General features: G+C 63.2%; 25 protein-coding genes and 1 riboswitch. Of the genes, 13 read left to right on the plus strand and 12 right to left on the minus strand.

The annotated features are described in order from the left end of the window. The first annotated feature begins 5 nt into the window (after nucleotides 1-5). From AC4GYV_RS07940 to AC4GYV_RS07950, 3 genes are read left to right on the plus strand one after another with little or no spacing between them, the layout of a single operon-like run. Nucleotides 6-1,142 (plus strand): glycosyltransferase family 4 protein, encoded by a 1,137-nt coding sequence (locus AC4GYV_RS07940; RefSeq protein ID WP_491100109.1) that lies wholly within the window; start codon nucleotides 6-8, stop codon nucleotides 1,140-1,142. After that, nucleotides 1,139-1,903 (plus strand): methionyl-tRNA formyltransferase, encoded by a 765-nt coding sequence (locus AC4GYV_RS07945; RefSeq protein WP_491100110.1) that lies wholly within the window; start codon nucleotides 1,139-1,141, stop codon nucleotides 1,901-1,903. The genes AC4GYV_RS07940 and AC4GYV_RS07945 overlap by 4 nt, the downstream gene beginning before the upstream one ends. Beyond that, nucleotides 1,903-2,754, plus strand: a complete 852-nt coding sequence (locus AC4GYV_RS07950; protein ID WP_491100111.1) for a polysaccharide deacetylase family protein — start codon at nucleotides 1,903-1,905, stop codon at nucleotides 2,752-2,754. The genes AC4GYV_RS07945 and AC4GYV_RS07950 overlap by 1 nt, the downstream gene beginning before the upstream one ends. Here AC4GYV_RS07950 and AC4GYV_RS07955 read toward each other — a convergent pair. Further along, complete coding sequence (locus AC4GYV_RS07955; RefSeq protein WP_491100112.1) at nucleotides 2,751-3,746, minus strand: aspartyl protease family protein; 996 nt, start codon at nucleotides 3,744-3,746, stop codon at nucleotides 2,751-2,753. The two genes, AC4GYV_RS07950 and AC4GYV_RS07955, sit on opposite strands and share 4 nt — an antisense overlap. A 173-nt stretch (nucleotides 3,747-3,919) precedes the next feature. On the opposite strand from AC4GYV_RS07955, the gene AC4GYV_RS07960 reads away from it, so the two are divergent. Next, complete coding sequence (locus AC4GYV_RS07960; protein WP_491100113.1) at nucleotides 3,920-4,561, plus strand: PilZ domain-containing protein; 642 nt, start codon at nucleotides 3,920-3,922, stop codon at nucleotides 4,559-4,561. Between the two features lies 1 nt (nucleotide 4,562). Here the strand turns inward: AC4GYV_RS07960 and AC4GYV_RS07965 are convergent, their stop codons facing one another. The 10 genes from AC4GYV_RS07965 to AC4GYV_RS08010 all read right to left on the minus strand — a co-directional run bounded on the left by AC4GYV_RS07965 (nucleotide 4,563) and on the right by AC4GYV_RS08010 (nucleotide 12,716). Continuing rightward, nucleotides 4,563-4,910 (minus strand): PilZ domain-containing protein, encoded by a 348-nt coding sequence (locus AC4GYV_RS07965; protein ID WP_491100114.1) that lies wholly within the window; start codon nucleotides 4,908-4,910, stop codon nucleotides 4,563-4,565. 34 nt (nucleotides 4,911-4,944) lie between these two features. Further along, nucleotides 4,945-5,595, minus strand: a complete 651-nt coding sequence (locus AC4GYV_RS07970; RefSeq protein ID WP_491100115.1) for a DUF938 domain-containing protein — start codon at nucleotides 5,593-5,595, stop codon at nucleotides 4,945-4,947. Beyond that, complete coding sequence (locus tag AC4GYV_RS07975) at nucleotides 5,588-6,103, minus strand: CcdC protein domain-containing protein (RefSeq protein ID WP_491100116.1); 516 nt, start codon at nucleotides 6,101-6,103, stop codon at nucleotides 5,588-5,590. Before AC4GYV_RS07975 ends, AC4GYV_RS07970 begins: the two co-directional genes overlap by 8 nt. A 14-nt stretch (nucleotides 6,104-6,117) precedes the next feature. After that, nucleotides 6,118-7,686 carry an aminomethyl-transferring glycine dehydrogenase subunit GcvPB gene (gene gcvPB, locus AC4GYV_RS07980; RefSeq protein ID WP_491100117.1) on the minus strand — a complete coding sequence of 523 codons (1,569 nt, stop codon included), beginning with the start codon at nucleotides 7,684-7,686 and terminating at the stop codon, nucleotides 6,118-6,120. Next, nucleotides 7,683-9,041 (minus strand): aminomethyl-transferring glycine dehydrogenase subunit GcvPA, encoded by a 1,359-nt coding sequence (gene gcvPA / locus AC4GYV_RS07985; RefSeq protein ID WP_491100118.1) that lies wholly within the window; start codon nucleotides 9,039-9,041, stop codon nucleotides 7,683-7,685. The genes gcvPB and gcvPA overlap by 4 nt, the downstream gene beginning before the upstream one ends. Nucleotides 9,042-9,044: 3 nt before the next feature. Beyond that, nucleotides 9,045-9,443, minus strand: a complete 399-nt coding sequence (locus AC4GYV_RS07990; RefSeq protein ID WP_491100119.1) for a hypothetical protein — start codon at nucleotides 9,441-9,443, stop codon at nucleotides 9,045-9,047. Beyond that, nucleotides 9,440-10,180, minus strand: a complete 741-nt coding sequence (locus AC4GYV_RS07995) for a class I SAM-dependent methyltransferase (protein ID WP_491100120.1) — start codon at nucleotides 10,178-10,180, stop codon at nucleotides 9,440-9,442. Before AC4GYV_RS07995 ends, AC4GYV_RS07990 begins: the two co-directional genes overlap by 4 nt. Before the next feature lie 5 nt (nucleotides 10,181-10,185). Further along, the gene (gene gcvH, locus AC4GYV_RS08000; protein ID WP_491100121.1) at nucleotides 10,186-10,557 is read right to left on the minus strand and encodes a glycine cleavage system protein GcvH; all 372 of its coding nucleotides are present in this window, start codon (nucleotides 10,555-10,557) and stop codon (nucleotides 10,186-10,188) included. Beyond that, on the minus strand, nucleotides 10,557-11,753 hold the full coding sequence (gene gcvT / locus AC4GYV_RS08005; protein ID WP_491100122.1) for a glycine cleavage system aminomethyltransferase GcvT: 1,197 nt from the start codon (nucleotides 11,751-11,753) through the stop codon (nucleotides 10,557-10,559). The genes gcvH and gcvT overlap by 1 nt, the downstream gene beginning before the upstream one ends. A gap of 143 nt (nucleotides 11,754-11,896) precedes the next feature. Beyond that, nucleotides 11,897-11,999, minus strand: a riboswitch (glycine riboswitch). Between the two features lie 75 nt (nucleotides 12,000-12,074). Then, on the minus strand, nucleotides 12,075-12,716 hold the full coding sequence (locus tag AC4GYV_RS08010) for a hypothetical protein (protein ID WP_491100123.1): 642 nt from the start codon (nucleotides 12,714-12,716) through the stop codon (nucleotides 12,075-12,077). Nucleotides 12,717-12,781: 65 nt separating this feature from the next. Between AC4GYV_RS08010 and ispH the strand changes: the two genes are divergently transcribed. Both ispH and rnhA read left to right on the plus strand, forming a co-directional pair. Further along, entirely contained in the window at nucleotides 12,782-13,759 is a 978-nt protein-coding gene (ispH, locus tag AC4GYV_RS08015; protein WP_491100124.1) for a 4-hydroxy-3-methylbut-2-enyl diphosphate reductase, read from the plus strand. Continuing rightward, complete coding sequence (gene rnhA / locus AC4GYV_RS08020; RefSeq protein WP_491100408.1) at nucleotides 13,756-14,214, plus strand: ribonuclease HI; 459 nt, start codon at nucleotides 13,756-13,758, stop codon at nucleotides 14,212-14,214. The genes ispH and rnhA overlap by 4 nt, the downstream gene beginning before the upstream one ends. Before the next feature lie 125 nt (nucleotides 14,215-14,339). On the opposite strand, the gene AC4GYV_RS08025 is transcribed toward rnhA, so the two are convergent. Continuing rightward, nucleotides 14,340-15,431, minus strand: a complete 1,092-nt coding sequence (locus AC4GYV_RS08025) for an NAD(P)/FAD-dependent oxidoreductase (protein WP_491100125.1) — start codon at nucleotides 15,429-15,431, stop codon at nucleotides 14,340-14,342. A 66-nt stretch (nucleotides 15,432-15,497) separates the two neighbouring features. On the opposite strand from AC4GYV_RS08025, the gene AC4GYV_RS08030 reads away from it, so the two are divergent. From AC4GYV_RS08030 to AC4GYV_RS08060, 7 genes are all read left to right on the plus strand, one after another. Further along, a complete protein-coding gene (locus AC4GYV_RS08030) occupies nucleotides 15,498-15,971 on the plus strand; it encodes an A24 family peptidase (protein WP_491100126.1) in 474 nt (157 codons plus the stop codon). Nucleotides 15,972-16,017: 46 nt separating this feature from the next. Next, on the plus strand, nucleotides 16,018-17,013 hold the full coding sequence (cpaB, locus tag AC4GYV_RS08035; protein ID WP_491100127.1) for a Flp pilus assembly protein CpaB: 996 nt from the start codon (nucleotides 16,018-16,020) through the stop codon (nucleotides 17,011-17,013). A gap of 26 nt (nucleotides 17,014-17,039) precedes the next feature. Continuing rightward, nucleotides 17,040-18,536 (plus strand): type II and III secretion system protein family protein, encoded by a 1,497-nt coding sequence (locus AC4GYV_RS08040; RefSeq protein WP_491100128.1) that lies wholly within the window; start codon nucleotides 17,040-17,042, stop codon nucleotides 18,534-18,536. A 29-nt stretch (nucleotides 18,537-18,565) separates the two neighbouring features. After that, entirely contained in the window at nucleotides 18,566-19,207 is a 642-nt protein-coding gene (locus tag AC4GYV_RS08045) for a CpaD family pilus assembly protein (RefSeq protein ID WP_491100129.1), read from the plus strand. Further along, the gene (locus AC4GYV_RS08050) at nucleotides 19,207-20,478 is read left to right on the plus strand and encodes a CpaE/TadZ family protein (protein ID WP_491100130.1); all 1,272 of its coding nucleotides are present in this window, start codon (nucleotides 19,207-19,209) and stop codon (nucleotides 20,476-20,478) included. Before AC4GYV_RS08045 ends, AC4GYV_RS08050 begins: the two co-directional genes overlap by 1 nt. Nucleotides 20,479-20,544: 66 nt before the next feature. Next, the gene (locus AC4GYV_RS08055; protein WP_491100131.1) at nucleotides 20,545-21,510 is read left to right on the plus strand and encodes a type II secretion system F family protein; all 966 of its coding nucleotides are present in this window, start codon (nucleotides 20,545-20,547) and stop codon (nucleotides 21,508-21,510) included. An 18-nt stretch (nucleotides 21,511-21,528) separates the two neighbouring features. Further along, nucleotides 21,529-22,530 carry a type II secretion system F family protein gene (locus AC4GYV_RS08060; RefSeq protein ID WP_491100132.1) on the plus strand — a complete coding sequence of 334 codons (1,002 nt, stop codon included), beginning with the start codon at nucleotides 21,529-21,531 and terminating at the stop codon, nucleotides 22,528-22,530. Nucleotides 22,531-22,561 lie beyond the last annotated feature (31 nt).

Genomic DNA, 22,561 nt, shown 5'->3' on the forward strand with positions numbered 1-22,561 from the left:
ATCTGATGGCTGTTAGTCCATCAGATCCTCGGCCTGTCGTCGTGCTCTCGGCGAACAATTGCTGGAACCTGACCAACTTCCGGGCGCCGCTCCTCACTGGCCTTCAGGATGCGGGCTACCGCCTCGTTGCTTTCGCGCCCGAGGATTCTCACGCCGAAGATCTTCGAGCGAAGGGCATCGACGTCTGGCCAGTCCCGCTGGCCCGGTCGGGCATGAACCCGATCATCGATGCACGACTGCTGATGCGCTACGTCCGCATGCTCCGCTCGCTCAGGCCCGCGGCCTATTGCGGATTCACGATCAAGCCGAACGTTTACGGTGCGATCGCGGCTCGCCTCGCCGGCATTCCCGCGATCAACAACGTCACCGGCCTTGCGACACCTTATCTCTCCGAGGGTCTGGTATGGGCGGTCGCGGAGCGGCTCTATCGTTTCGCATTCAAGCGCTCGAAGACGGTCTTCTATCATAATGACGAAGACCTCCGGCTCATGCTGGAGCGCAAAGTCGTCCGAGCGGGTCAGGGGCGCGTGATCCCCGGGTCAGGCGTCAATCTCGAACATTTCAAACCCAGCCAAGACGAGCCCGAACCCGCGCCGCTGCGCTTCCTCTTCTTCGGGCGCCTCATTCTCCACAAAGGCATTCGCGAGTTCATCGAGGCAGTCCAGATGCTGCGCCCCATCATGCCCGATGCGCGGTTCCAGCTTCTCGGGAATCCCGATCCGGGCAATCCAACCTCGGTCAGCAACGACGAGCTGAAATCCTGGATCGCGGACGGCATCGTCGAACATCTTGGCGAGCATCGCGACGTTCGGCCGTTCATTCGTCAGGCGAGCGTCGTCGTTCTTCCGACCTACCGCGAAGGCATGTCGCGCGCGCTTTTGGAGGGCGCGGCAATGGGCAAGCCGCTGATCGGCTCGGACGTCGCAGGCAGCCGCGAGATCATCGAAGACGGCGTCACGGGTCTGCTGTGCCGCGTCCGCGACGCGCACTCGCTCGCTGATGCAATGAAACGCATGGGCGGCATGTCGTCCGACGAACTCAGAAGGATGGGACGGGCCGGTCGCGCGAAGATCGAGCGCGAGTTCGGCGAGGATGTTGTCGTCCAGGCATACCTGACCGCCCTCAAGGAGGCGATCCGATGAGGGTCGTTCTCCTTACGCAAGACGAGCCGATCTTCCTCGCTCCGAGCATCGATTACCTGCTCTCGCGAAAGCCGAAGCAAGTCGATGTCGTCGGCTGCGTCGTCTTCGACCCGTCGCCTCTTGGCAAGAAAGTCGGGATCGCGGGACGGGCCAAAGAGCTGCTCCGTGTTTTCGGACCGGCTTATTTCCTTCGCTACGCCGCCGTGTTCGCAGCGGCACGGATGAAGCCATCGCGACAGTTGTCAAAAATCCTCAAGCGTTACTCCGTGCCGGAGTTGAAGCTGGAGGAGAATGTGAACGCGCCGCAATCAATGGAAGCGATCCGCGCATTCAAGCCCGACCTGCTCGTTTCCGTTGCCGGCAATCAGATCTTCCGCCGGCCGCTAATCGACCTGGCACCGATGGGATGTCTCAACGTCCATTCGGCTCTGCTGCCGAAGTATCGCGGCCTCATGCCCACCTTCTGGGTGCTGAAGAATGGCGAACGGGAAACGGGTGTCTCCGTCTTCCTAGTCGACGAAGGCATCGATTCCGGGCCGATCGTCGTTCAGAAGAAGGTGCCGATCGAAACCGACAGCCTCGAAGATCTCATCCGGGTCACGAAGGTCGTCGGCATGGATGCCGTTTGGGAAGCAGTCGAGACGATCCGCAACGGGGATGCGACGCTTATCCCCAATCCGGAAGACCAGAAGACTTACTTCAGCTTCCCGACCAAAGCGGATGTCCGCGCATTCCGCGCGGCAGGCAAGCGGCTCTACTGATGCACATCCTCAGCTTCGACATCGAGGAGTGGTTCCACTTGCTGGAGCACGACGCCGTGCGCCACGAGAAATCGTGGGGCAGCTTCGACCGGAAGCTGCCGCAGATGCTCCAGCGCATTCTCGACATGCTGAGCGAGAATGGTGCGAAGGCGACCTTCTTCTGCCTCGGCTGGGTGGCGCGAGAATATCCCGATCTCATCCGGGAAATCGATCGCGCAGGACATGAAATCGGATCTCACTCCGACGTTCACACCTTGATTTTCGAACAATCGCGAGAGGAGTTTCGCGAAGAGCTCCGGCGGAGCAAGGACAGCCTGGAGCAAGTCGTCGGCAAGCGGGTCCGTGCATTTCGGGCTCCCGGCTTTTCGCTCGTCCCGAGCTGCGCCTGGGCGTTCGAAGTGCTTTCGGAGGAAGGCATCGAAGTGGATTGCTCCGTGTTCCCCGCGCGGCGGGCACACGGCGGCTTCCCTAATTTCGGCGCCGCACGGCCCCTTCGGATCCGAACGCCGGCAGGCGAACTCCGCGAATTCCCGATGAACACGTCCGACCTCGCGGGACGTCCAATGGTATTCTCAGGCGGAGGATATTTCAGGCTGCTGCCGCTGAGCGTGCTGCAGCAGCTCTGGCGCCGCAGCGATTATACGATGACCTATTTCCACCCCCGGGATTTCGAGCCGAATCAGCCCTATTTGCCGGGCCTGGGCCCGGTGCGCCGCTTCAAGAGCTACTACGGTCTCGCCCGCGCCGAATCGAAGTTGCGGGCGATCCTCAGGGAATTCGCATTCGAGAGCGTCGCGGCGGCAGAACAGAAGGTCGACTGGGGGAACGTCCCGGTTGTCGAGCTGAACTAGCGGCCGACGACCCCGTGGCCCGCAGGCCCACCGGCGACCTGTACGTCAAGCCGGCTGCTTTCGGGCACGATCACACGCAGCGTCTTGTTGGCGAAGTCGATCGATACCTTCCTGAATGCCCTCATCGCATTCATTCCGAGCAGGATCGAGGGCTTGTTATCCAGCTTCAGCTGCCGAAAAGTGTGGACAGGCGCGAAAATGATCGCGAGATTTTGAAGGGTCACACCGCCGATTTCCAGCTTCTTCACGAACATGTAGTCGCCGACGATCATGTCGCCGGTCACCGACATCAATGTCACGAGTTGCCGGTCCGGCATCAGGCCACGCTTGCTGAGCGCCGCCCGTAACGCTTCGTTTCCAACCGTGATCTCAGATCCGGTATCGATAACGACGGTGATATTGCGGCCCTCGGCCGTCGCGTCCGTTACGATAAGGCGACCATTTCGGCGACGAGCTTCGACAACGATCGTTCCTGGCTCATCCTTCGTATCGAGCCTGCTCGACGGCACGACCGACATTGTGTTTGCGCTGAAGTCGAACACCACACGCTGCGATCCCAGTGCGTCAGTGCCGAGGATGCCGTCGGCGCCCATGTGCGCGCTTTCCAGCAGCGGCGCCTCGATCGACTTCACGGGCTTTCGGGTCAGCTGAAGGCTGGGGACGATCGCGGTCTTCGTCATGGACTCGCCAACGACGCTGTGGAGGATCGTCCGTTCACCCGCCTGCAGTCCGAGCTGCGTTGCGAGCTGACGCGAAATCGCCGTCCGATTTGCGCCCGTGTCGACCAGGAACCGGTAAGGTCCGGCTCCGGAGAGCAGCACGGGGACCGTCATACGATCGTTGCTTTCGTTCCTGAACCGGACGTCTTCGGTCTGGCCGGTCTTATCCACGCCGAGCGCACTGCTGGTCGCCGGCTGTTGGTTTGTTTGTGCGCTCAGGGGACTGGCAGCTGCTGCTGCGGCAAGCGAAAAGATCGCGAGAAATTGAGCCATGTCGGCCTCCAGTCGGCCAAGTCTACGCCTCAGCAAACCCGCTAGCAATTGATCCAGGATGGAGCAGTCTCCCTGCGGCGGCAACCAACTGGTAACCCTGTGAAATCTACCGACGTTGCGTGCCGGCGCCTCGGCTTCGACCGGGGTGGCAAAGCTTGCCAATCGGAGCGCGTATGTTGGACGAAGAACCGGTCGAAACCACAATCTACTCGCTGGCCGAACTGCCGCCCGGGATGCCGGACCGACGTTCCGACGAACGGCACATGAGCCTGCTTCGCGTCGGCGCCTTGCTGATCGGTGACCGGCGCGAGCTTTGCCTGATCCGCAATATCTCGGCCGGCGGCATGTTGATCCGCGCTTACTCCCAAATCGAAGCTGGAACGCGCCTTTCGGTCGAACTCAAGCAGGGCGAGCCAGTGGATGGCTCAGCGCTCTGGGTCCAGGGCGAGCTGGTGGGCGTGATCTTCGACGAGCCGATCGACGTAGTCTCGCTCATCACGACCTCTACAGATTCGCCGAGGCCACGCATGCCGAGGCTCGAGGTGCACTGCACTGCCTGGGTCCGGGACGGCGCTACCGTCCACCGAACTCGTGCAGTGAACATCTCTCAAGGCGGCGTTCGCGTTGAGATTGCCAAGGATCTCAAGATCGGAGCGCAGGTGACTGTCACCTTACCAGGCATGTCCCCCGAGCATGGCGTGGTTCGCTGGAGCGATAGCGACGCATGCGGGATCGTTTTCAATCGCGTGCTGGCGCTGCCGCAACTGGTCACGTGGGTCAGCGAGCAGCAGGAACGGCAGCGCGCCGTCGGCTGAGCTACTTGGCCCGAGTGAATCCCGGGCGGCGGTAGAGACTATCGTCGACCTTCTTGGACCGACTGGGTGTCGCGATATACCGCATGATGACGTCGCGCTTCAGCGGCCGCCCGAAGCTGATCCCCGCCTGCTTGCCACGCACCCATGCCACATAGCCGCGTACGCGAAGGTCGTTTCTGCAAAACAGGACATCCGAGTCCTCAGCTATCGGACCCTCGCTTTCAACCAAGGCTCCGTGTTCCGACAAGTCGCGGAGAATGACGGGCATAATGCGGTCCCCCAGCTCCAGCATCGCCGAGAGCAGCACCTTTGCTCGCGGAGAGCGCCTTTCGTCACCTGATTGGGTCACAGCCCGGCGATAACGTCGGACGGCGACCGCGCGGTTAGAGGTTGATCCGTTTCGGACGCAGTAGAAGCATCATGTTGTTGGCAGGCATCGCTCGCGTCTGTTCAAGCTCGAGCCCGCGGTCTTCGGCGGCCGCCGCAAACACCTCGACATTGCGAAGGCCCCATTGCGGATCTCGTGCCTTGAGTTCGGAATTGAATGAGAGATTGCTTTCGGCGGTCGGAACATCTCGCGCGAGCCACGGACCGTAGAGGATGAGCGGTCCCCCGCTCCGCAGGATCCGCGCGGCGCCATCAAGCAGTCCCAGCGCCGAGCTCCAGGGACTGATGTGCACCATGTTGATGCTGAGCACTGCCTCCGCCTTGGAGATTGGCCAGTCGTCGGGCGCTGACGCGTCCAGCTCGATTGGCGGCCTGACATTCGGAAGCCTTGCGGACGCGCGCCAGGCCTCGATCGAGGTCAGCGCGCCCGGATGAATATCACTCGGCTGCCACTCAAGCTTGGGAAAGCGCTCCGCGAAGTGGACAGCATGCTCGCCAGTCCCGCTAGCAATCTCCAGCACCAACCCACTTTGTGGCAGCCACTCCTCAAGGACATCGGCGATCGGGTCGCGATTGCGGAGAGCGGCCGGGGCGGAGCGGCGAGGGCCCTCCGCAGGAGCTTCATAAAATCGCCGGTCGTCACCCATTCGCTGGCGTGGCGAGCAACCGCCTTGCCCTGAGGTAAAGCTCGAGGCGCGTCGCGCTGATGAGGCCGATGGCAAAGCCGACGAAGCCATCCGTGAGGAGCAGTGCACCGCTGCTGGGGTGAGCAGTCGCCGAATCCCCGAAAATTTGGCGGGCGCCGAGTTTGAGGATCACGATGGCGAGGAGCAGCATCATGGCCAGTGGCGAAATGCGTTGGCTCAACGCGCCCGTCTCCGGGTCCCGCTCGATATGAATCAGCTTACCGCGATGCCAACCCAGGACCGCTCCAACGGCAAGACCGATCGCCACCACAAGCCAACCGATCGGTGGCGGAGGCAAGGCAATGAGGGTCGATGCCATCAGCAACACGAGGATTGCGGGCATCACCCACAAGGTCGCCAGTTTGAGCGGCCGATTCTTGTTCATGGACCGAAACCGAAACGCAAAGACGATCGCGATGATGACGAACGGCAGCAGCGTCGACAGCCAATTGCCCCCTTGGTGCGACATATGCTTCCTTGCCCCTACTCGGCCGCCTGAGCCGGCTCCGGATCCTTGTAAACCAGCACAGGCTTCCGCGCCGCGAGCGTCTCGTCAAGCCTGCGACGGGGCGCATGCACCGGCGCTGCCTTCAAGGTCTGGTCGCCGGCCTTGGCGCGATCTGCGATCGACCGAACCGCCAGGACGAATTGATCGAGGCTCGCTTTGGACTCCGTCTCGGTCGGTTCGATCAGCATCGCGCCGTGCACCACCAGCGGGAAGTACATGGTCATCGGATGGAAGCCTTCGTCGATCAGGGCCTTCGCCAGATCGATTGTGCTCACCCCACCCTCGAACCCGCGATCCGAGAAGATCGCTTCGTGCATGCAGGGCCCGCTCTTCGCAAACGGCGCGTCCATGACGTCCTCAAGGCTGCGCAGGATGTAATTCGCGTTGAGCACCGCGTCCTCGGCAACCTGCTTCAGGCCGTCCGCGCCGTGGCTCAGGATGTAGGCGAGCGCGCGCGTGAACATGCCCATCTGGCCGTGGAAGGCGACCATGCGGCCGAAAGCATTGGGATGCTCGTCGGTGGCATGCTCTTCCTCGACCATCTTGTAGCTGCCGTCCGGATATTTGGCCGCGAATGGAAGCGGGCCGTAGGGCGACAGGGCTTCGGACAGCACCACCGGACCAGAGCCCGGACCGCCGCCGCCATGAGGGGTCGAGAAGGTCTTGTGCAGGTTGATGTGCATCGCATCGACGCCGAGGTCGCCCGGACGCACCTTGCCCACGATCGCGTTGAAGTTCGCGCCGTCGCAATAAACGAAGGCTCCGGCGGCATGCACCGCATCGCTGATCGCCTTCATGTCCGGCTCGAACAGGCCGCAGGTATTCGGGTTGGTGATCATCACCGCCGCGACGTCCGGCCCGAGCCGAGCCTTGAGCGCCTCGAGATCGACGCGGCCTGCCTCATTCGCCGGGATGTTCTCCACGCGATAGCCGGCGAATGCGGCCGTTGCCGGATTCGTCCCGTGTGCGCTCTCCGGGACCAGCACCACCTCGCGCTTGTCGCCGCGTGCTTCCAGCGCAGCGCGGATGCAGAGCAGCCCGCACAGCTCTCCGTGAGCACCGGCCTTGGGGCTCATCGCCACGCCGTGCATGCCGGTGAGGTCGAGCAGCCAGAAAGCCAGCTCGTTGATGACCTGCAGCGCACCCTGCACGGTTTCCTGCGGCTGTAGCGGATGGACATCCGCGAAACCCGGCAGCCGCGCGACCTTCTCGTTGAGGCGCGGATTGTGCTTCATCGTGCACGAGCCGAGCGGGAAGAGACCGAGATCGATCGCGTAATTCTGACGCGACAGGCGCGTGTAGTGGCGCACGGCTTCCGGCTCGCTGAGGCCCGGAAGGTCGATCGGTCGGGACCTTTCCAGGTTACCGATGCGAGTTGGCCGATGCGGCACCTCAGCGAAGTCGACACCAGTTGTCTCACCGCCATCGATCTCAAAGATCAGCGGCTCTTCGAGCATGAGCGCGCGGTTGCCCGTCACAGTCTGCGCTTCGCCCTGCTCATTCGCCGGGGCCGACGGGCGCCATCCTGAGGGATTGACGGTCATTGGAGGACCTCCTTCAGCGCTGCTTCCAGGGCGTCGATATCCTCATCGGTCACCGTCTCGGTCACCGCGACCACCAGGCCATTCTGCAATTGATCCTCACCGGGATAGAGTCGGCCGAGCGAGACCCCGCCGAGGACGCCCTTCTCGACCATGGCGTGAACCGCCGGCCGCGCTTCGACCGGAAGCTTCAGCGTGAATTCGTTGAAGAAGCTGTCGTTGACCAGCTCAACTCCGGGGATGGCGGCCAGCCGTTCGGCGGCCTCGCACGCGCGCGCGTGATTGAAGGAAGCGAGCTGGCGCAGCCCCTTCTCACCGAGCAGAGTCATGTGCACCGAGAAGGCCAAGGCGCAGAGACCCGAGTTGGTGCAAATGTTGGACGTCGCCTTCTCGCGGCGGATGTGCTGCTCGCGCGTCGAGAGCGTCAGCACGAAGCCGCGCTTGCCCTCTGCGTCCACGGTCTCGCCTGCAAGGCGGCCCGGCATCTGCCGAACATACTTCTCGCGCGTCGCGAATAGCCCGACATAGGGACCGCCAAACTGCAGGCCGACGCCGATGCTCTGGCCCTCTCCGACCACGATGTCGGCGCCCATCTCGCCGGGCGACTTGATCAGCCCCAGCGCGACCGGCTCCGTCACGACGGCGATCAGCAGCGCTCCGGCCGCGTGGGCAGCTTCGGCGATCGGCGTCAGGTCCGTGATGCGACCGAGGATGTCGGGGTACTGCACGACAACGGCACTGGTCTGGGCGTCGATGCTGGCGATGATCCTCTCGGCGTCTGTCTCCGCGGTCAGCTCCGGCAGCGACGTCTGCAACTGATCTTCAGTGAACTTCGCCATCGTCCTGGCAACGCTGACGTAATGCGGGTGAACGCCCGACGAGATGATGGTCTTGTTCCGCCGCGTAATGCGGTGGCCCATGACGATCGCTTCCCACATCGCCGTCGAGCCGTCGTACATCGAGGCGTTGGCGACCTCGCAACCGAGGAGCCGCGCGACCTGCGTCTGGAACTCGAACAGCATCTGCAGCGTGCCCTGGGCGATCTCGGGCTGATAGGGCGTGTAGCTGGTCAGATACTCGCCGCGCTGGATGATGTGATCGACGCTGGCCGGGATGTGATGCTTGTAGGCGCCGCATCCGAGGAAGAACGGCACGTCTCCGGCGACCATGTTCGTGCGCGACAGCGCGGTCATGTGCCGCTCGACGGCCATTTCGGAGGCGTGCATCGGCAGTCCTTCGATCGGGCCCTTGAGCCGTGCCTCTTCGGGGACGTCACGAAATAGCTCGTCGACCGAGCCGGCGCCGATCACGCGCAGCATCGCACTGCGATCGGCATCTGAAAGTGGAAGATAACGCATTCGTCAGTTCTCGATTGGTGGTGGTTCTGGGCTGACGACCGAACGCAGGCTGACGATCGTCAGCACGGGCGCGCGGTCGGTGCACGCCTGCGTGGTCAGGCATTGGGTATTCAGCTGCGCGTCGAACTCGACATAGGTCGGGAGCAGCGGCTTGATCGTGTCGTCGAACTTCTGATTCGCGCCGATCGACAGGCTCTGGCCTGCGCCTCCGGAAGCATTGGCCGCGCGCTCGTCGATCGCGCACGACAAAGGCTGGCAGCGATTCACCCAGCCTTTCAGGCGAACGACCTGCCCGTCGAACTTCTTCGGATTGGCACGGATCGCGGAAATAGTCGTCGGAACCGGTTTCGGTTCCGTCGGGGCGGGTGCAAGCGGCGCGAGCATGAGCAGCGCAGGGATCATGCGGGCTTCCTCATGTTGAAGCGCAAGCGGACGTAGTCGGCGACGTTGGAGCCGACGCGGTCGGCGACGGCAGCGCCGATCTCCGCGCGTTCCTCCTCCGGAACGCAGGCCCGATCCAGCCAGCCGCGACGGAAGGTGGTCACCCATTCGGCAACGCCATGCTCGATCGGCGTCGGCCGTTCGATCAAGCGTGCGTCGACTTCACGGAAGCCGGCCGCCTCGTAGACGGAGGCGAACTCCTCGGGTGAAGCGTACCAATTGCTAGCCTCGACGGGCGGCGCATAGCCGCGGATGATCAGTTCCTCGTCGAGCGCTTCGCGTAGCTTCTTGATGTTGCCCTCTCCGCCCATCTCGCCCGCGAACCGGCCGCCCGGTTTAAGCGAACGGTAGATCGCACGAGCGGCCTGTTCCTTCTCAAGCACCCAGTGCAGCGTCGCATTGGAGAAAGCGGCATCGAACTCGGACGTGAATGGAATGTCCTCGGCGGCCATGAGCACCGCATCGATGCCAATGGCGCGGGCCGCAGCAATCATTTCCGGCGAATTATCGATGCCGAGCACGGTCGCACCGCGCTCGATGATCTTCTTGGTCAGCGTCCCTTCGCCGCAGCCCACGTCGAGAATCCGCTCGCCCGGCTGCGGGTCGAGCAGGTCGAGCGCCGCCCCGCCGAGCTGAGCGACGAACCCGCCCACCCGGGCGTAATCCGCTGCGTTCCACTTGCTGGTCGAGGCGGCCATTTGGCTCAAAGCGCCTTGATCCACTCGCGGTATGCGGCCTCGTCCATTAAGCCGTCGAGCTCGCCCGTATTGTCGAGCTTAATCTTGAAGAACCAACCGGCGCCTTCGGGATCGCTGTTGATGAGCGCAGGATCGTCGGCCACGGCCGAATTACCCTCGACGATCTCGCCCGAGACAGGAGCGTAGACGTCGGACGCGGCCTTCACGGATTCGACGACGGCAGCTTCCTGCCCCTTGTTCACGCGGCGGCCCGCTTCCGGAACCTCGGCGAACACAATGTCACCCAGCGCTTCCTGCGCGTGGTTCGAAATGCCGACGGTCGCGGTGTCGCCTTCGACCCGGATCCATTCATGCTCTTTGGTGAAATACAACGACATCAGGCGGCTCCCTTGCGGTAATATCGGTGTGGGACGAACGGCATGGCGGCGACGCGAGCGTCGAACAGCTTGCCGCGCTGCTCCAGCTTCAGCGCGGTGCCGAGCTCGGCAAGATGGCTTGCCACATAACCCATGGCGATCGGCCGCTGCAGCGAAGGCGAGAAGCCGCCGCTCGTGATCTTGCCCACCTCATTGCCCTCACCATCGAGGACCAGCGCGCCCTCGCGGACGGGCTGGCGGCCGTCGATTTCGAAGCCGACGCGCAGCTGCGGGGCGCCATTCTCGAGCTCCGCAAGGATGCGGAAGCCACCGGCAAACCCGCCCTCGGCGCGGCGGCGTTTGTTGATGGCGAAGGTCAGGCCAGCCATCACCGGCGTCGTCTTGTCGTCGATGTCGTGGCCGTAGAGCGGAAGTCCTGCCTCAAGCCGCAGCGAATCACGCGCGCCGAGACCGATCGGCTTCACTCGCTCGTCGTTGACCAGCCATTCGGCCAGCTGCTCGGCGGCGACAGCCGGAATCGAAATCTCGAACCCGTCCTCACCGGTGTAGCCTGAACGGCTGATCCATAAGGGATGGCCGAATGCGCGGAACGGCCCGGCTTCCATGAAGCCCAGCTCGGCAACGCCGGGAATGACGGTATCCAGAACCTCGACGGCCTTCGGACCCTGTAGCGCGAGGAGCGCCTGCTCCTTCATATAGTCGATGGCGACCTCCGGGAGCCGACGCTGCATATAGTCGATGTCGCCATGCTTGGTGGCGCCGTTGACGACGACGTAGAAATCTTCGCCGCGGCGGGTCGCCATCAGGTCGTCGACGATCCCACCCTCCTCGTTGAGGAGCAGGGAATATTTGGGCTTCATGTCCTTGGCGCCGATGAAGTCGCCGGGGAGAATCCGCTCCAGCGCCTGGGGAACGGCACGGCCGTGGATGAACAGCTGGCCCATGTGACTGACGTCGAACAGACCGGCATTCTCACGGGTCCAGAGATGCTCGGCCATGATGCCTTCGTACTGGACCGGCATCTCGTAGCCCGCGAACGGCACCATCCGGCCGCCCTTCGAGCGGTGCCACGAATCGAGTGCCAACTTCTCGAGCTGTTGCGGCTGCGTGCCCTCGCCTCCCGCGGGATCGCCGCTGTACGCGGTTCCGCGCGCCTGCGTTTCGTCAGTTGGACCTGAGTGGACTTCTCGGCTCATCAAGCGCTCCTTGGACGATAAGCGACAGCCTCCACCTCTGCCGGCTTCGACCTGCCGCCCCCGTCTGTCCCTAGCGCCTGAGAGCTTTGCCCCTTCGGCGGTCCTTATGAGCCTAAGCCACAAAGGACTCTTTCCAGACTGTCTTGGCGCGCGCGGTCCTTGTGCCTGAGAGATTCCGGGGGCGGTTGCTCCTTCGGCGCCCGCCATGGCCCGAAGGCAACGGCGGAACTCTCCCGCGTGGCCATCCGGAAGCAAGCTCCCGGCGACGCGCGTGCCTTGGCCGCGCGCGTAGCGCGAGTCAACGCGGGTTTCGCCCAGCCCTTATCGAGTTGCGTTGTAGCGCAGCTGATCCTGGGTCAGCTGGAAGCCGATGAGATGCTCGAACGTCGCATTGTTGACCGCCGTCCGGATCGCCGGATCGGCGAGCGGATCGGTCGCAGCCTCTGCTTGCCCGGATTTGCGCGGACGGGTCAGGAGCTGGCGGACATTGTCCGGAAGCGTTGCCACGGCACGATTGACGCGGATGGTCGCCTGCACCTGGGTCGATGCATGAGCGCTTCCAGCCGGGAAACTAAGTACGGCCTGGCCGATCTGCTTGGCAGCAACGTTGCTGCCGCCCTGAAGGGCAATGTCGAAGTAAGGCAGCACGACCTGTCGCGCCGCGCTCGTGTCGCGGCGAAGTCCAACGATGGTGAATGTCGCCGTAGAGACGACGTCGTTGCCGGCATCCTGGCACGCCGCGCGAACGTTCGTGATAGCTGCCGTCACGTCGATGGCGCTGGCCGCAATGCTTCCTTGAGGATTGAACAACGTAATGTCCCCGGTGCCCGCAGGGACCCCGGCGATCGGACAGGCGCTGCGCAATGCAAAAACGCCGCCCCCGTTCTCGCCCGTGATCTCGCCGGTATGGCGGCAGGCGCTGAGCAGGATCACGGCGGCAAGTGCTGCAAGGCGAAGCTTCACTAGGACAACCTTCAAGAATTCGGATGAGGGGCGTTCATAGGAAGGCCCTTCTAAGGCTGCAAGCGATGCCTTACATGGCCTGCATCGTGCCTGAACCTACATTGCCACTGCCCTCCCTTCGCGTGCTCATCGCTGCGCCGCGCGGCTTCTGCGCCGGTGTCGATCGCGCCATTCAGATCGTCGAGCTCGCGCTCGAGCGCTTCGGCGCACCGGTCTATGTGCGTCACGAAATCGTGCACAACCGCTTCGTGGTCGATCGGCTGCGCGACATGGGCGCCGTGTTCGTCGACGAGCTCGATGAGGTGCCCGACGACCGTCCGGTCGTATTCTCGGCACACGGCGTTCCTAAGTCCGTACCTAGCGCGGCGCAGAACCGGGGGCTGACCTACGTCGATGCGACCTGTCCGCTCGTGTCGAAGGTTCATCGCCAGGCTGAACGGCTGATCGAGGAAGGCCGTCACATCCTCTTCATCGGTCACGCGGGCCATCCGGAAGTCATCGGCACGTTCGGACAGGTCCCGGCCGGTTCCATGAGCCTCATCGAGACGGTCGAGGACGTAAGCGACCTCGACCTGGAAGATAGCGGAAACCTTGCCTTTCTGACCCAGACCACGCTGTCGGTCGACGACACGGCGGCGATCGTAGACGCGCTGAAGACCCGCTTTCCAAGCATCCGGGCGCCGCGCAGCGAAGACATTTGTTATGCCACTTCCAACCGGCAGGCGGCCGTGAAGGCAATCGCTCTCGAATGCGAACGGCTGCTGGTGATAGGCGCCCCGAACAGCAGTAACTCGCTGCGTCTCGCCGAGGTTGCCGAGCGAATGGGCGTTCCTTCCCGGCTCATCGAACGCGCATCTGACATTGATTGGGACTGGTTGGGGCAGCCGGAAACGCTTGGGCTGACGGCCGGTGCGTCTGCGCCGGAAGTTCTCGTCCGCGAGGTTCTCGAGGCTCTTCGCACACGATTCGACGTGACCGAGGAAGTTGCCGACCATACCCCTGAGCGGATGACCTTCAAGCTTCCGCGCGAGCTCGTCGCCTGAACGATTTGACCGAAGTCGAGATCTTCACGGACGGCGCGTGCCGCGGGAATCCTGGCCCGGGGGGCTGGGCCGCACTCCTCCGCACGGGTGACAAGGAGCGCGAGATCTCCGGCGGCGAGCCGCTTACCACCAATAATCGCATGGAGTTGCTTGCTGCGATCAAGGGCCTCGAAGCGCTGAAGCGCCCTTGCCGGGTGAAGCTTCACACCGATAGCGTCTACGTCCGCGATGGGATCACGCGCTGGGTTCACAACTGGCAGCGAAATGGCTGGCGGACATCGGACAAGAAGCCGGTGAAGAATGCCGAGCTATGGCAAGAGCTGATCGAAGCGTCAGCTCCGCACCGCATCGAATGGCACTGGGTGAAGGGCCACAGCGGCCATCCCGAGAACGATCGTGTCGACGCCCTAGCCTGTGCCGAGGCCGACCATCAGCGGACGTTACATCGACTGTGACAGAAAGTTCACTTGTCCCACGCGCTGGCGGGTTCATTTAGCGCGACATCACCGACTCTCTCGTTCCCCCTGTTCGTGGAAAGCCGGTGTGGGGGAGGTAGACTTAGTCCGCCTCCCCCGTACCCTCATCTAAATCGCGACGGTGAGAATGGCGCAGGATCGATGTGCGCCACGCTCGCGTCCGGCTCCTCGCCTAGCAGGATAGAAGCAGCCATTTTCGCGGCAGCTGGAGCGGTCTGAATCCCAAAGCCGCCCTGCCCAGCACACCAGAAGAACCCTGGCACATCTGGGTCGAAACCGTAGACCGGGATTCGATCCGGCGCGAAGCTCCTCAGGCCCGCCCAGCTCCGCTCCACTCTCTCGATTGGCCAGTCGACCACGCCTTCGAAGCGATCGATCGCCGCGGCGATGTCGATTTCTTCGGGAGCCGCATCGCAGGGATCGGTCTCGATCTCGTCGTGAGGACTGAGCCAGATCGAGCGATCACCCTCTCCCTTGAAGTAGAAATTGCCGGCCGAATCATTGACCAAGGGCAACTCTTTCAGTCCCGATCGACCGACGCGCAGTTGCACCATGGTGCGCCTCTTCGGAGCAATGCCGAGGGGCCGAACGCCGCAGCTTTCCGCAACCGGATCGGCCCACGCCCCAGCCGCGTCGACGATGATCGAGGCGCTGATTTCAGAGCCGTCCGCGAGGGTAGCAATCCAGAGATCGCCTTCGCGGCTAGCGCTGACGAGCCGCGCATCAGTCCCGACTTCTCCGCCCAGTTTGCGGAACTGGCGCAGGAAGGCGGCGTGCAAAGCGGCGACATCAATGTCCGCGCAGCCTGGCTCCACCAGCGCCTTGATCCAGCGCGGCTTGAGGCCAGGCACGAACTCTTCGAGCTCCTTTCGGTCGATTCGGTAGGTCGTGACGTCGGGCGGGAGTTCCGGCCAGTCGGTCTGCGACAGGTGGATCGCGCCTCTTTTGTGAAGAAATCCGTGGTCCGAAAAGTCGGCTGGCGGATCGGCCAGCAGGTCCGCTGATGCAGAAGAGAGCGGCGAAACGATCGGACCGCCATAGCTCTCCAGGAAGAAGGCGGCCGAGCGACCAGTCGAATGATATCCGCACTGATCCTCGGCCTCGATGATCATCGTCCGTCGCTTCGAAGCCAGCTCCGAGCCGAGACTCGCCCCCGCGATTCCTCCGCCGACGATCAAAATATCCAAGTTAATCATTCGCCTAGCAGACCCCTGGACCCGTGGTTACGAATTGGAAAGTCCCACCCTCTAGAGCCTTATCTCATGTTCAACAGCGCATTTACCGGTCTGCTGCTCGCCAGCCTCGCCGCCCTACTGGTGGTGGCGGCAGTGATCGACGTGCGCACCTTCACCATTTCGAATCGCCTCAATTTGACCGTGGCCCTGCTGGCGCCGCTCTATTGGGTGTCGATCGCTCTGTCGCCATGGCCCGGTGTCGCGGTCCAGCTTGGCGTTGCAGGGGTTGTGTTCCTGCTATTCGCGGGCGCCTTTTACGCCGGTATGATGGGTGGGGGTGACGTCAAGCTCGCCGCGGCCTTGGCGCTGTGGTTTCCGCCTGCATCAACCGTAAAGTTCATCGTCTTCATGTCGCTTGCGGGCGGCCTGCTGACCCTCGGGATCCTGGCATGGCATCGAGCCAAGCGCCGGGATGGAAAACCCGAGATTCCGTACGGGGTTGCGATCGCCTTTGGGGGTCTCGCAATTCTAGCCCAACCGTTTCTTAACCATTTTGCCTGATGTCTGAAGCAGTTCAGAGGGCCCTGCTAGGGGAGGCGATTGCGCCATGGATGTGAAGAAGCTCGCTCTGCTCGTAGGAGCGCTGGTCATTGCGGTGGTTACCGCCGTCATGGCCAAGAATATGTTCGCTGGCGCAGGAGCGCAGCAGGCTGCCGCCGCTCCGGCCGCGGTCCCGGTCGGGCCGAAGGTGCTTGTCGCCAAGAAGGCTCTGCCGGTTGGCACGATCATCGACGCCGATGCGTTCACCTATCAGCCTTGGCCGAAGGAGCTCATGCAGAGCGCCTATTACGTCGAGGGCTCGCCTGACTCGAACCCGCAGTCGCTGATGGGCCAGGTAGTTCGCTATCCGGTCACCGCCGGCCAGCCGGTCACTCGCGGCACGCTCGTCGGTCCGCAGGACCGCGGCTTCCTCGCAGCGGCACTGGGTGCCGGTATGCGCGCCATCACCGTTCCCGTGAACGCTTCGACCGGCGTCGCCGGCTTCGTGTTCCCGGGCGACCACGTCGACCTCATGCTGACGCAGCAGGTCGAAGGTGGCGGCGATGGTCCCGCGCTCAAGGTTTCCGAAACGATCATCCGCAATGTCCGCGTCCTCGCAACCGACCAGCGCGTCGATGACAAGGACAAGGACGGCAAGATCCAGGTCCGCACCTTCGCCAACGTGACGCTCGAAGTCACTCCGCGCATCGCCGAGAAGATCTCGGTTGCGCAGAGCCTGGGCACGCTGTCGCTGTCGCTTCGCTCGCTCGCCGACAATGGCTCCGAATTGGAGCGTGCGGTTGCGGCCGGTGACGTGAAGGTTCCGGCTGGTACGGACCCCGCTCAAGAGAAGCAGATGCTGCTCGCGGCGGCGAACCGTCCGATCGACAACAACACGACTTTCTCGACCGGTGGTGATGTGTCGCGCTTCCAGCGCCGCACAGTCCCTGCCCGCCCGCAGATGAGCATGGCGGCCGCCCCTTCGGGTGCTGCAGCCGGAGCACCTGCGCCAGCGTCTGTCAGCAACGGTGTGCGCATCGTTCGCGGCAATAGTGTCAACTAAAAGTGTCCCGGTGGGAGCTCGCTAAAATGAAGACTCGTAACACCAACAGCCGGGTACGCCTCGGCACCGCGCTCACCGCGCTGGCCATCGGCCTGACTGCGGTTGCTGCGCCGGCCCAGGCTGCTCAGCCGAAGGCCTACGCGTCGGGCTCTTATCGCCCCACGACCCAGGTCCTGCTCAACATCGGCGAAGGCCAGATGATCAATCTGCCGCGGAACGTCGCCAGCGTCTGGACTTCGAACCCGAAGGTTGCCGACGTTTACGTCAACAGCCCGCGCCAGATTAATCTGTTCGGCAAGGAGATGGGCGAGGCCACGGTCATCGCTACCTCCGCCAACGGCTCGGTCGTTTACGGTGCGAAGGTCCGCGTCAATCAGAACATCAGCGACATCGACGACATCCTGCATCAGGCGATGCCGGATGCAGACCTGAGCGTCCGGACCGTCGGTCAAGTCGCCGTCATCAACGGAACTGTGGCATCGCCAGAAGACGCTGCTCAGGCTGAAATGCTGGTCAAAGCCGCTCTTAATCCAGGCGTCGACGTGACGAAGGACGGGGCGGCCCTCAACATCGTGCCGGTAAGCCGTGTTAAGGTCGCCACTCCGCTCCAGGTCACGCTCAAGGTGAAGGTCGCAGAGGTCAGCCGTGATCTGCTCAAATCGATCGGCGTAAACCTCCTCGCCTCAACGGGCGGCGGCTTTAAATTCGGCGTCGCACAAGGCACCGGTATCAACCTGCCCGACGTCAGCTGCACATCGGATTGCGGAGTACCGAAGGTCATCCGCAGCCCGATCGGAACCACACTTTCCGGTGCAGGCAAGCTACTGGGTCTGGATCTGTTATCATCCGTCGACTTGGCGGAGACCGACGGTCTGGTGAGCATCCTCGCCGAGCCGACATTGACCGCCCTGTCGGGCGAAACCGCAAGCTTCCTGGCTGGCGGCGAATTCCCGATCCCGGTGTCTCAATCGCTCGGCGCAGTGACGATCGAATATAAGCAATATGGTGTTGGCCTCGCCTTCACTCCGATCGTCCTCCAGGACGGCCGCATCTCGATGCGTGTGCGCCCCGAAGTCAGCGAGCTCTCTGACGCAGGCAGCGTCACGCTCAACAACTTCGTCGTTCCGGCGCTGACCACGCGCCGGGCAGAGACCACGGTGGAACTCGGCTCGGGCCAGAGCTTCATGATCGCCGGCCTTCTGCGGAACAACAACACGAACTCGATCAACAAGGCGCCGCTCCTTGGCGACCTGCCAATCCTCGGCTCGCTCTTCCGCTCGACGAAATATCGTCGGCAGGAAACCGAGCTCGTGATCATCGTCACGCCCTACCTGGTTCGCCCAGTCTCGGGACGCATCGCTCTGCCGACTGATGGCTATCGCGCGCCGACCGATCCGGAGCGGGTGCTCGAAGGTCAGACGTTCAAGGGCGTTAGCGGTCCTCGTGGTCGCCTGCCGGCTCCTGCGCCTGGGCTCGCCACCAGCACCGGCGCCGCTGCCGCTGCTCCCGGGTTCAAACTGTGATCCGCCGCTCGCTTAGGAAGGATGCCACCATGCGTTCTAAACTCGCTGTTCTCCTGATCGCTGCGGCCTCGGTCGCCGGGTGCAGTTATCACGCAAATTCGGGAGATCTCGCTGATCGCGGTGTCGAAGCTGTGAACACTCCGGTGGTCACCCGCGCCGACTACGTCTTCGACGCGGCAGCTCCCGGCGGATCGCTTGCGCCAGCCGAGACCTCGCGTCTTCAGGCATGGTTTCAAGGCCTGAACATCGGCTACGGCGACTCCATCTACGTAGACGCACCCTACGCTGACTCAGCGCGCTATGAGGTCGCTCGAGTTGCGAGCAACTTCGGCATGATGCTCGAGCCGGGTGCCCCCGTGACGGCAGGCGCAGTCGCGCCGGGCAACGTACGTGTCATCGTAAGCCGCAATCGCGCCGAAGTCCCCGGCTGCCCGAATTGGGACCGTCCCGCGCAGCCGAACTACAACAACCGCATGATGCCGAACTTCGGCTGCGGCGTGAATGGCGCGCTCGCTGCAATGGTCGCGAACCCGGAAGACCTGATCCATGGGCGCGACGGCGGCATCGGCACCAACGCTGCCGGCACCAAGGCTGTTATCCTTTACCGGACGACTCCGCCCTCCGGCTCGAAGGGTCTCAAGCAAGAATCCACCCAGTCGGGAGGCAAGTGATGAATGCTCCGTTCCAGGCACGCGCGGGTCTTCGCGATCCGTTCACGGCCTTCGTGTGCGACGACGCAACCGCCGACATGCTTCGGCCGGTCGCGGTCGAACACGGCTGGTCGCCGGAGAAGGTAAACAAGGGCGGGCTGCGCAACGCTGTCCAGTCGCTCTCGGTCTCGGCGAGCCCGAACATCCTGTTCGTGGACCTCAGCGAGTCGGGCGATCCGCTCAACGACATCAACGCGCTGGCGGAAGTCTGCGAGCCCGGCACGATCGTCATCGCGGCCGGCACGGTCAACGATGTTCGCCTTTATCGCGACCTCGTTGCAAGCGGCATCCACGATTACCTGCTGAAGCCGTTCACGGTCGATCAGCTGCGTGATTGTTTCTCCCATGCCCAGGCGATCCTGTCGGGTCCGCGGGGTGAAGCTCAGGCCGACAAGCCGCACGTCATGGCGGCCGTCGTCGGCGTCCGCGGTGGTGTAGGTGCCTCGACCATCGCGACTTCGCTGGCTTGGTTGCTCGGCGAGAAAGCGCATCGGTCGACCGCCCTGCTCGACCTCGACGTGCACTTCGGAACCGGCGCGTTGGCGCTGGATCTGGAGCCCGGCCGCGGCCTCACCGACGCGATTGAGAACCCGAGCCGCATCGACGGCTTGTTCATCGAGCGCGCCATGGTCCGCGCTAACGAGCGGCTCTCGGTCCTCTCGGCTGAAGCGCCGATCAACCAGCCGCTAGTCACGGACGGCACGGCTTTCTTCCAGCTTCAGGAAGAAATGAAGAACGCGTTCGAATCGACGGTTCTCGACCTGCCGCGCCACATGCTGATCCAATATCCGCATATGGTGCACGATGCGCATGTTGCCGTCGTCGTCGCAGAGCTGACACTCGCGGCAACCCGTGACACGATCCGCGTTCTCGCCTGGCTGAAGTCAAATGCGCCGCAGACGAAGGTCGTCGTGGTCGCGAACGGCGTGCCTTCAGGCGGAGCGCTGGAGATCAGCCGCAAGGACTTCGAGCAGTCGATCGAGCGTCCGGTGGACATCGTCTTCCCGTACGACGCGAAGCTCGCCGCGCAGGCGGCAAAGCTCGGCAAGCCGCTCGCTGAAGTGGCTAGCGGAAAGATGTCCGCACCGTTCACGCAGCTCTCGAGCGTCGTTCTGAGCCATGCGAGCGAGGAAGGCGCCGGCACCGACAGCAAGGTCGTCCCGGGCGCCAAGTCCCTCGTCGATAATCTCAAGTCGATGCTGGCGAAGCCGAAGGACAAGGCCGCCGCCTAAGCGGCAGGAAGTTTACCGGCAGTCGCGGCAACGCGGCGGTCGGCAAGAGTGAGAGGCGAAGGCACAATGCTGTTGTGGCTCATCATCGGTGGCGGCGTCGGAGCACTCGGGCTCGCTTTCATGGCGATGCGCGGGCCCTCGGCGGGCAAGTCCGTCAAGCGCCGCATGGAGCTCATTCGTGAGCGTCATGGCGACGTCATTGCGGGAACCGCTCAGGCTCAGATCCGCAAGCTCTTCGCCCAGCGCAACAACAAGCTCGACGGCCTCGCCTCGACGCTGATCCCGAAGCCGGCATTGCTGCGCAAGCGGCTTGAGATGACGGGTAAGGATATCACCCTCGGCAAATATGCAACGGTGTGCCTGGGCCTGCTCGCGTTCGTTGCCCTCGCGCTGATGCTGCGTGGAGCACCGTTCCTTCTGTCGCTGCTCCTTGGCATCTTCGTCGGAGTTGGCGTGCCGCACTTCGTTGTCGGCAAGATGATCAAGCGCCGCGTCGCCAAGTTCACGTCGAACTTCCCCGACGCGATCGAACTGATGGTTCGCGGTCTTCGTTCGGGTCTGCCGATCACCGAGACGCTCGGCATCGTCGCCAGCGAAATCCCGGGTCCCGTCGGCATGGAGTTTCGTGCCGTGTCGGACAAGATGAAGATCGGCCGCACGATGGAAGCTGCGCTGCAGGATACTGCAGACCGTCTCGGCACGCCCGAATTCCAGTTCTTCGTCATCACGCTGGCGATCCAGCGCGAGACCGGCGGTAACCTGGCCGAGACTCTGTCGAACCTTGCCGACGTGCTGCGCAAGCGTTCGCAGATGAAGCTGAAAATCCGCGCGATGAGCTCGGAATCCAAGGCTTCAGCCTACATCGTCGGCTCACTGCCGTTCGTGGTCTTCGGCCTCGTCTGGATGATCAACCCCCACTACATGGCGCCGTTCTTCACGGACCAGCGCCTGATCATTGCCGGCCTTGGTGGCATGGTGTGGATGGGTATCGGCGCCGGTATCATGGCCAAGATGGTCAACTTCGAGATCTAAGGGAGGCATTAGACCATCATGCAGGCTGCGCCTCCTTCAGGCCCGACGCTCCTCGGCTTCGACGTCATCTGGATCGCGACGATGCTCAGCGCCGTCGCCACCTTCGCCGTGCTCCTCGCCATCTATGCGGCGACCACGGTCAAGGATCCGATGGCGCGCCGTGTCAAAGCGCTGAACGAACGCCGCGAGCAGCTCAAGGCGGGCATCGTCGCGTCCACCAACAAGCGTAAATCGCTTCGAAACCGCAACCAGGCGGCGGACAACGTTCGCCAGCTCCTGTCGCAGTTCAAGATGCTGCAGGAAGATCAGGTCAAGAAGACGCAGATGCGCCTCATGCAGGCCGGCATCCGCACCAAGGACCTGGCGTTCTTCATCATTCTTGCGCGCTTCATTCTGCCGGTGGTGCTCGGCATCGCTGCGGTGGTTTGCCTCTATTTCGTCGGCATGTTCCCTGAGTGGTCGTGGTTCCGTCGTTACGGAACGACCGCAGGCGTCGTCGGCCTTGCGTACAAATCGCCCGACCTCTGGCTGAAGAACAAGGTCCAGAAGCGCAGCAACGCGATCCGGAAGGGTCTGCCGGACGCGCTCGACCTGCTCGTGATCTGCGCCGAAGCCGGCCTTACCGTGGACGCCGCTTTCGGCCGCGTCTCTCGCGAGCTTGGTAAGGCTTATCCGGAGCTTGGCGACGAGTTCGGCCTGACCGCGATCGAGCTTGGCTTCCTTGCCGAGCGTCGCCAGGCGTTCGAGAACCTCGCCAATCGCGTCGATCTCGAAGCGGTGCGCGGTGTTGTCACGACCATGATCCAGACCGAGAAATACGGTACGCCGCTGGCTTCATCGCTGCGCGTGCTCTCGGCCGAGTTCCGTCACGAGCGCATGATGCGCGCCGAGGAAAAGGCAGCCCGCCTTCCCGCGATTATGACGGTCCCGCTCATCCTGTTCATCCTGCCGACCCTGTTTATCGTCATCCTGGGTCCCGCGAGCTGCTCGATCAACGACAGCTTCCTGCACGGCAGTTGATGGTGCGCCGCTCGGCTTCGGCCGAGCGGCA

Source organism: Sphingomonas sp. SP4 (assembly GCF_058313375.1).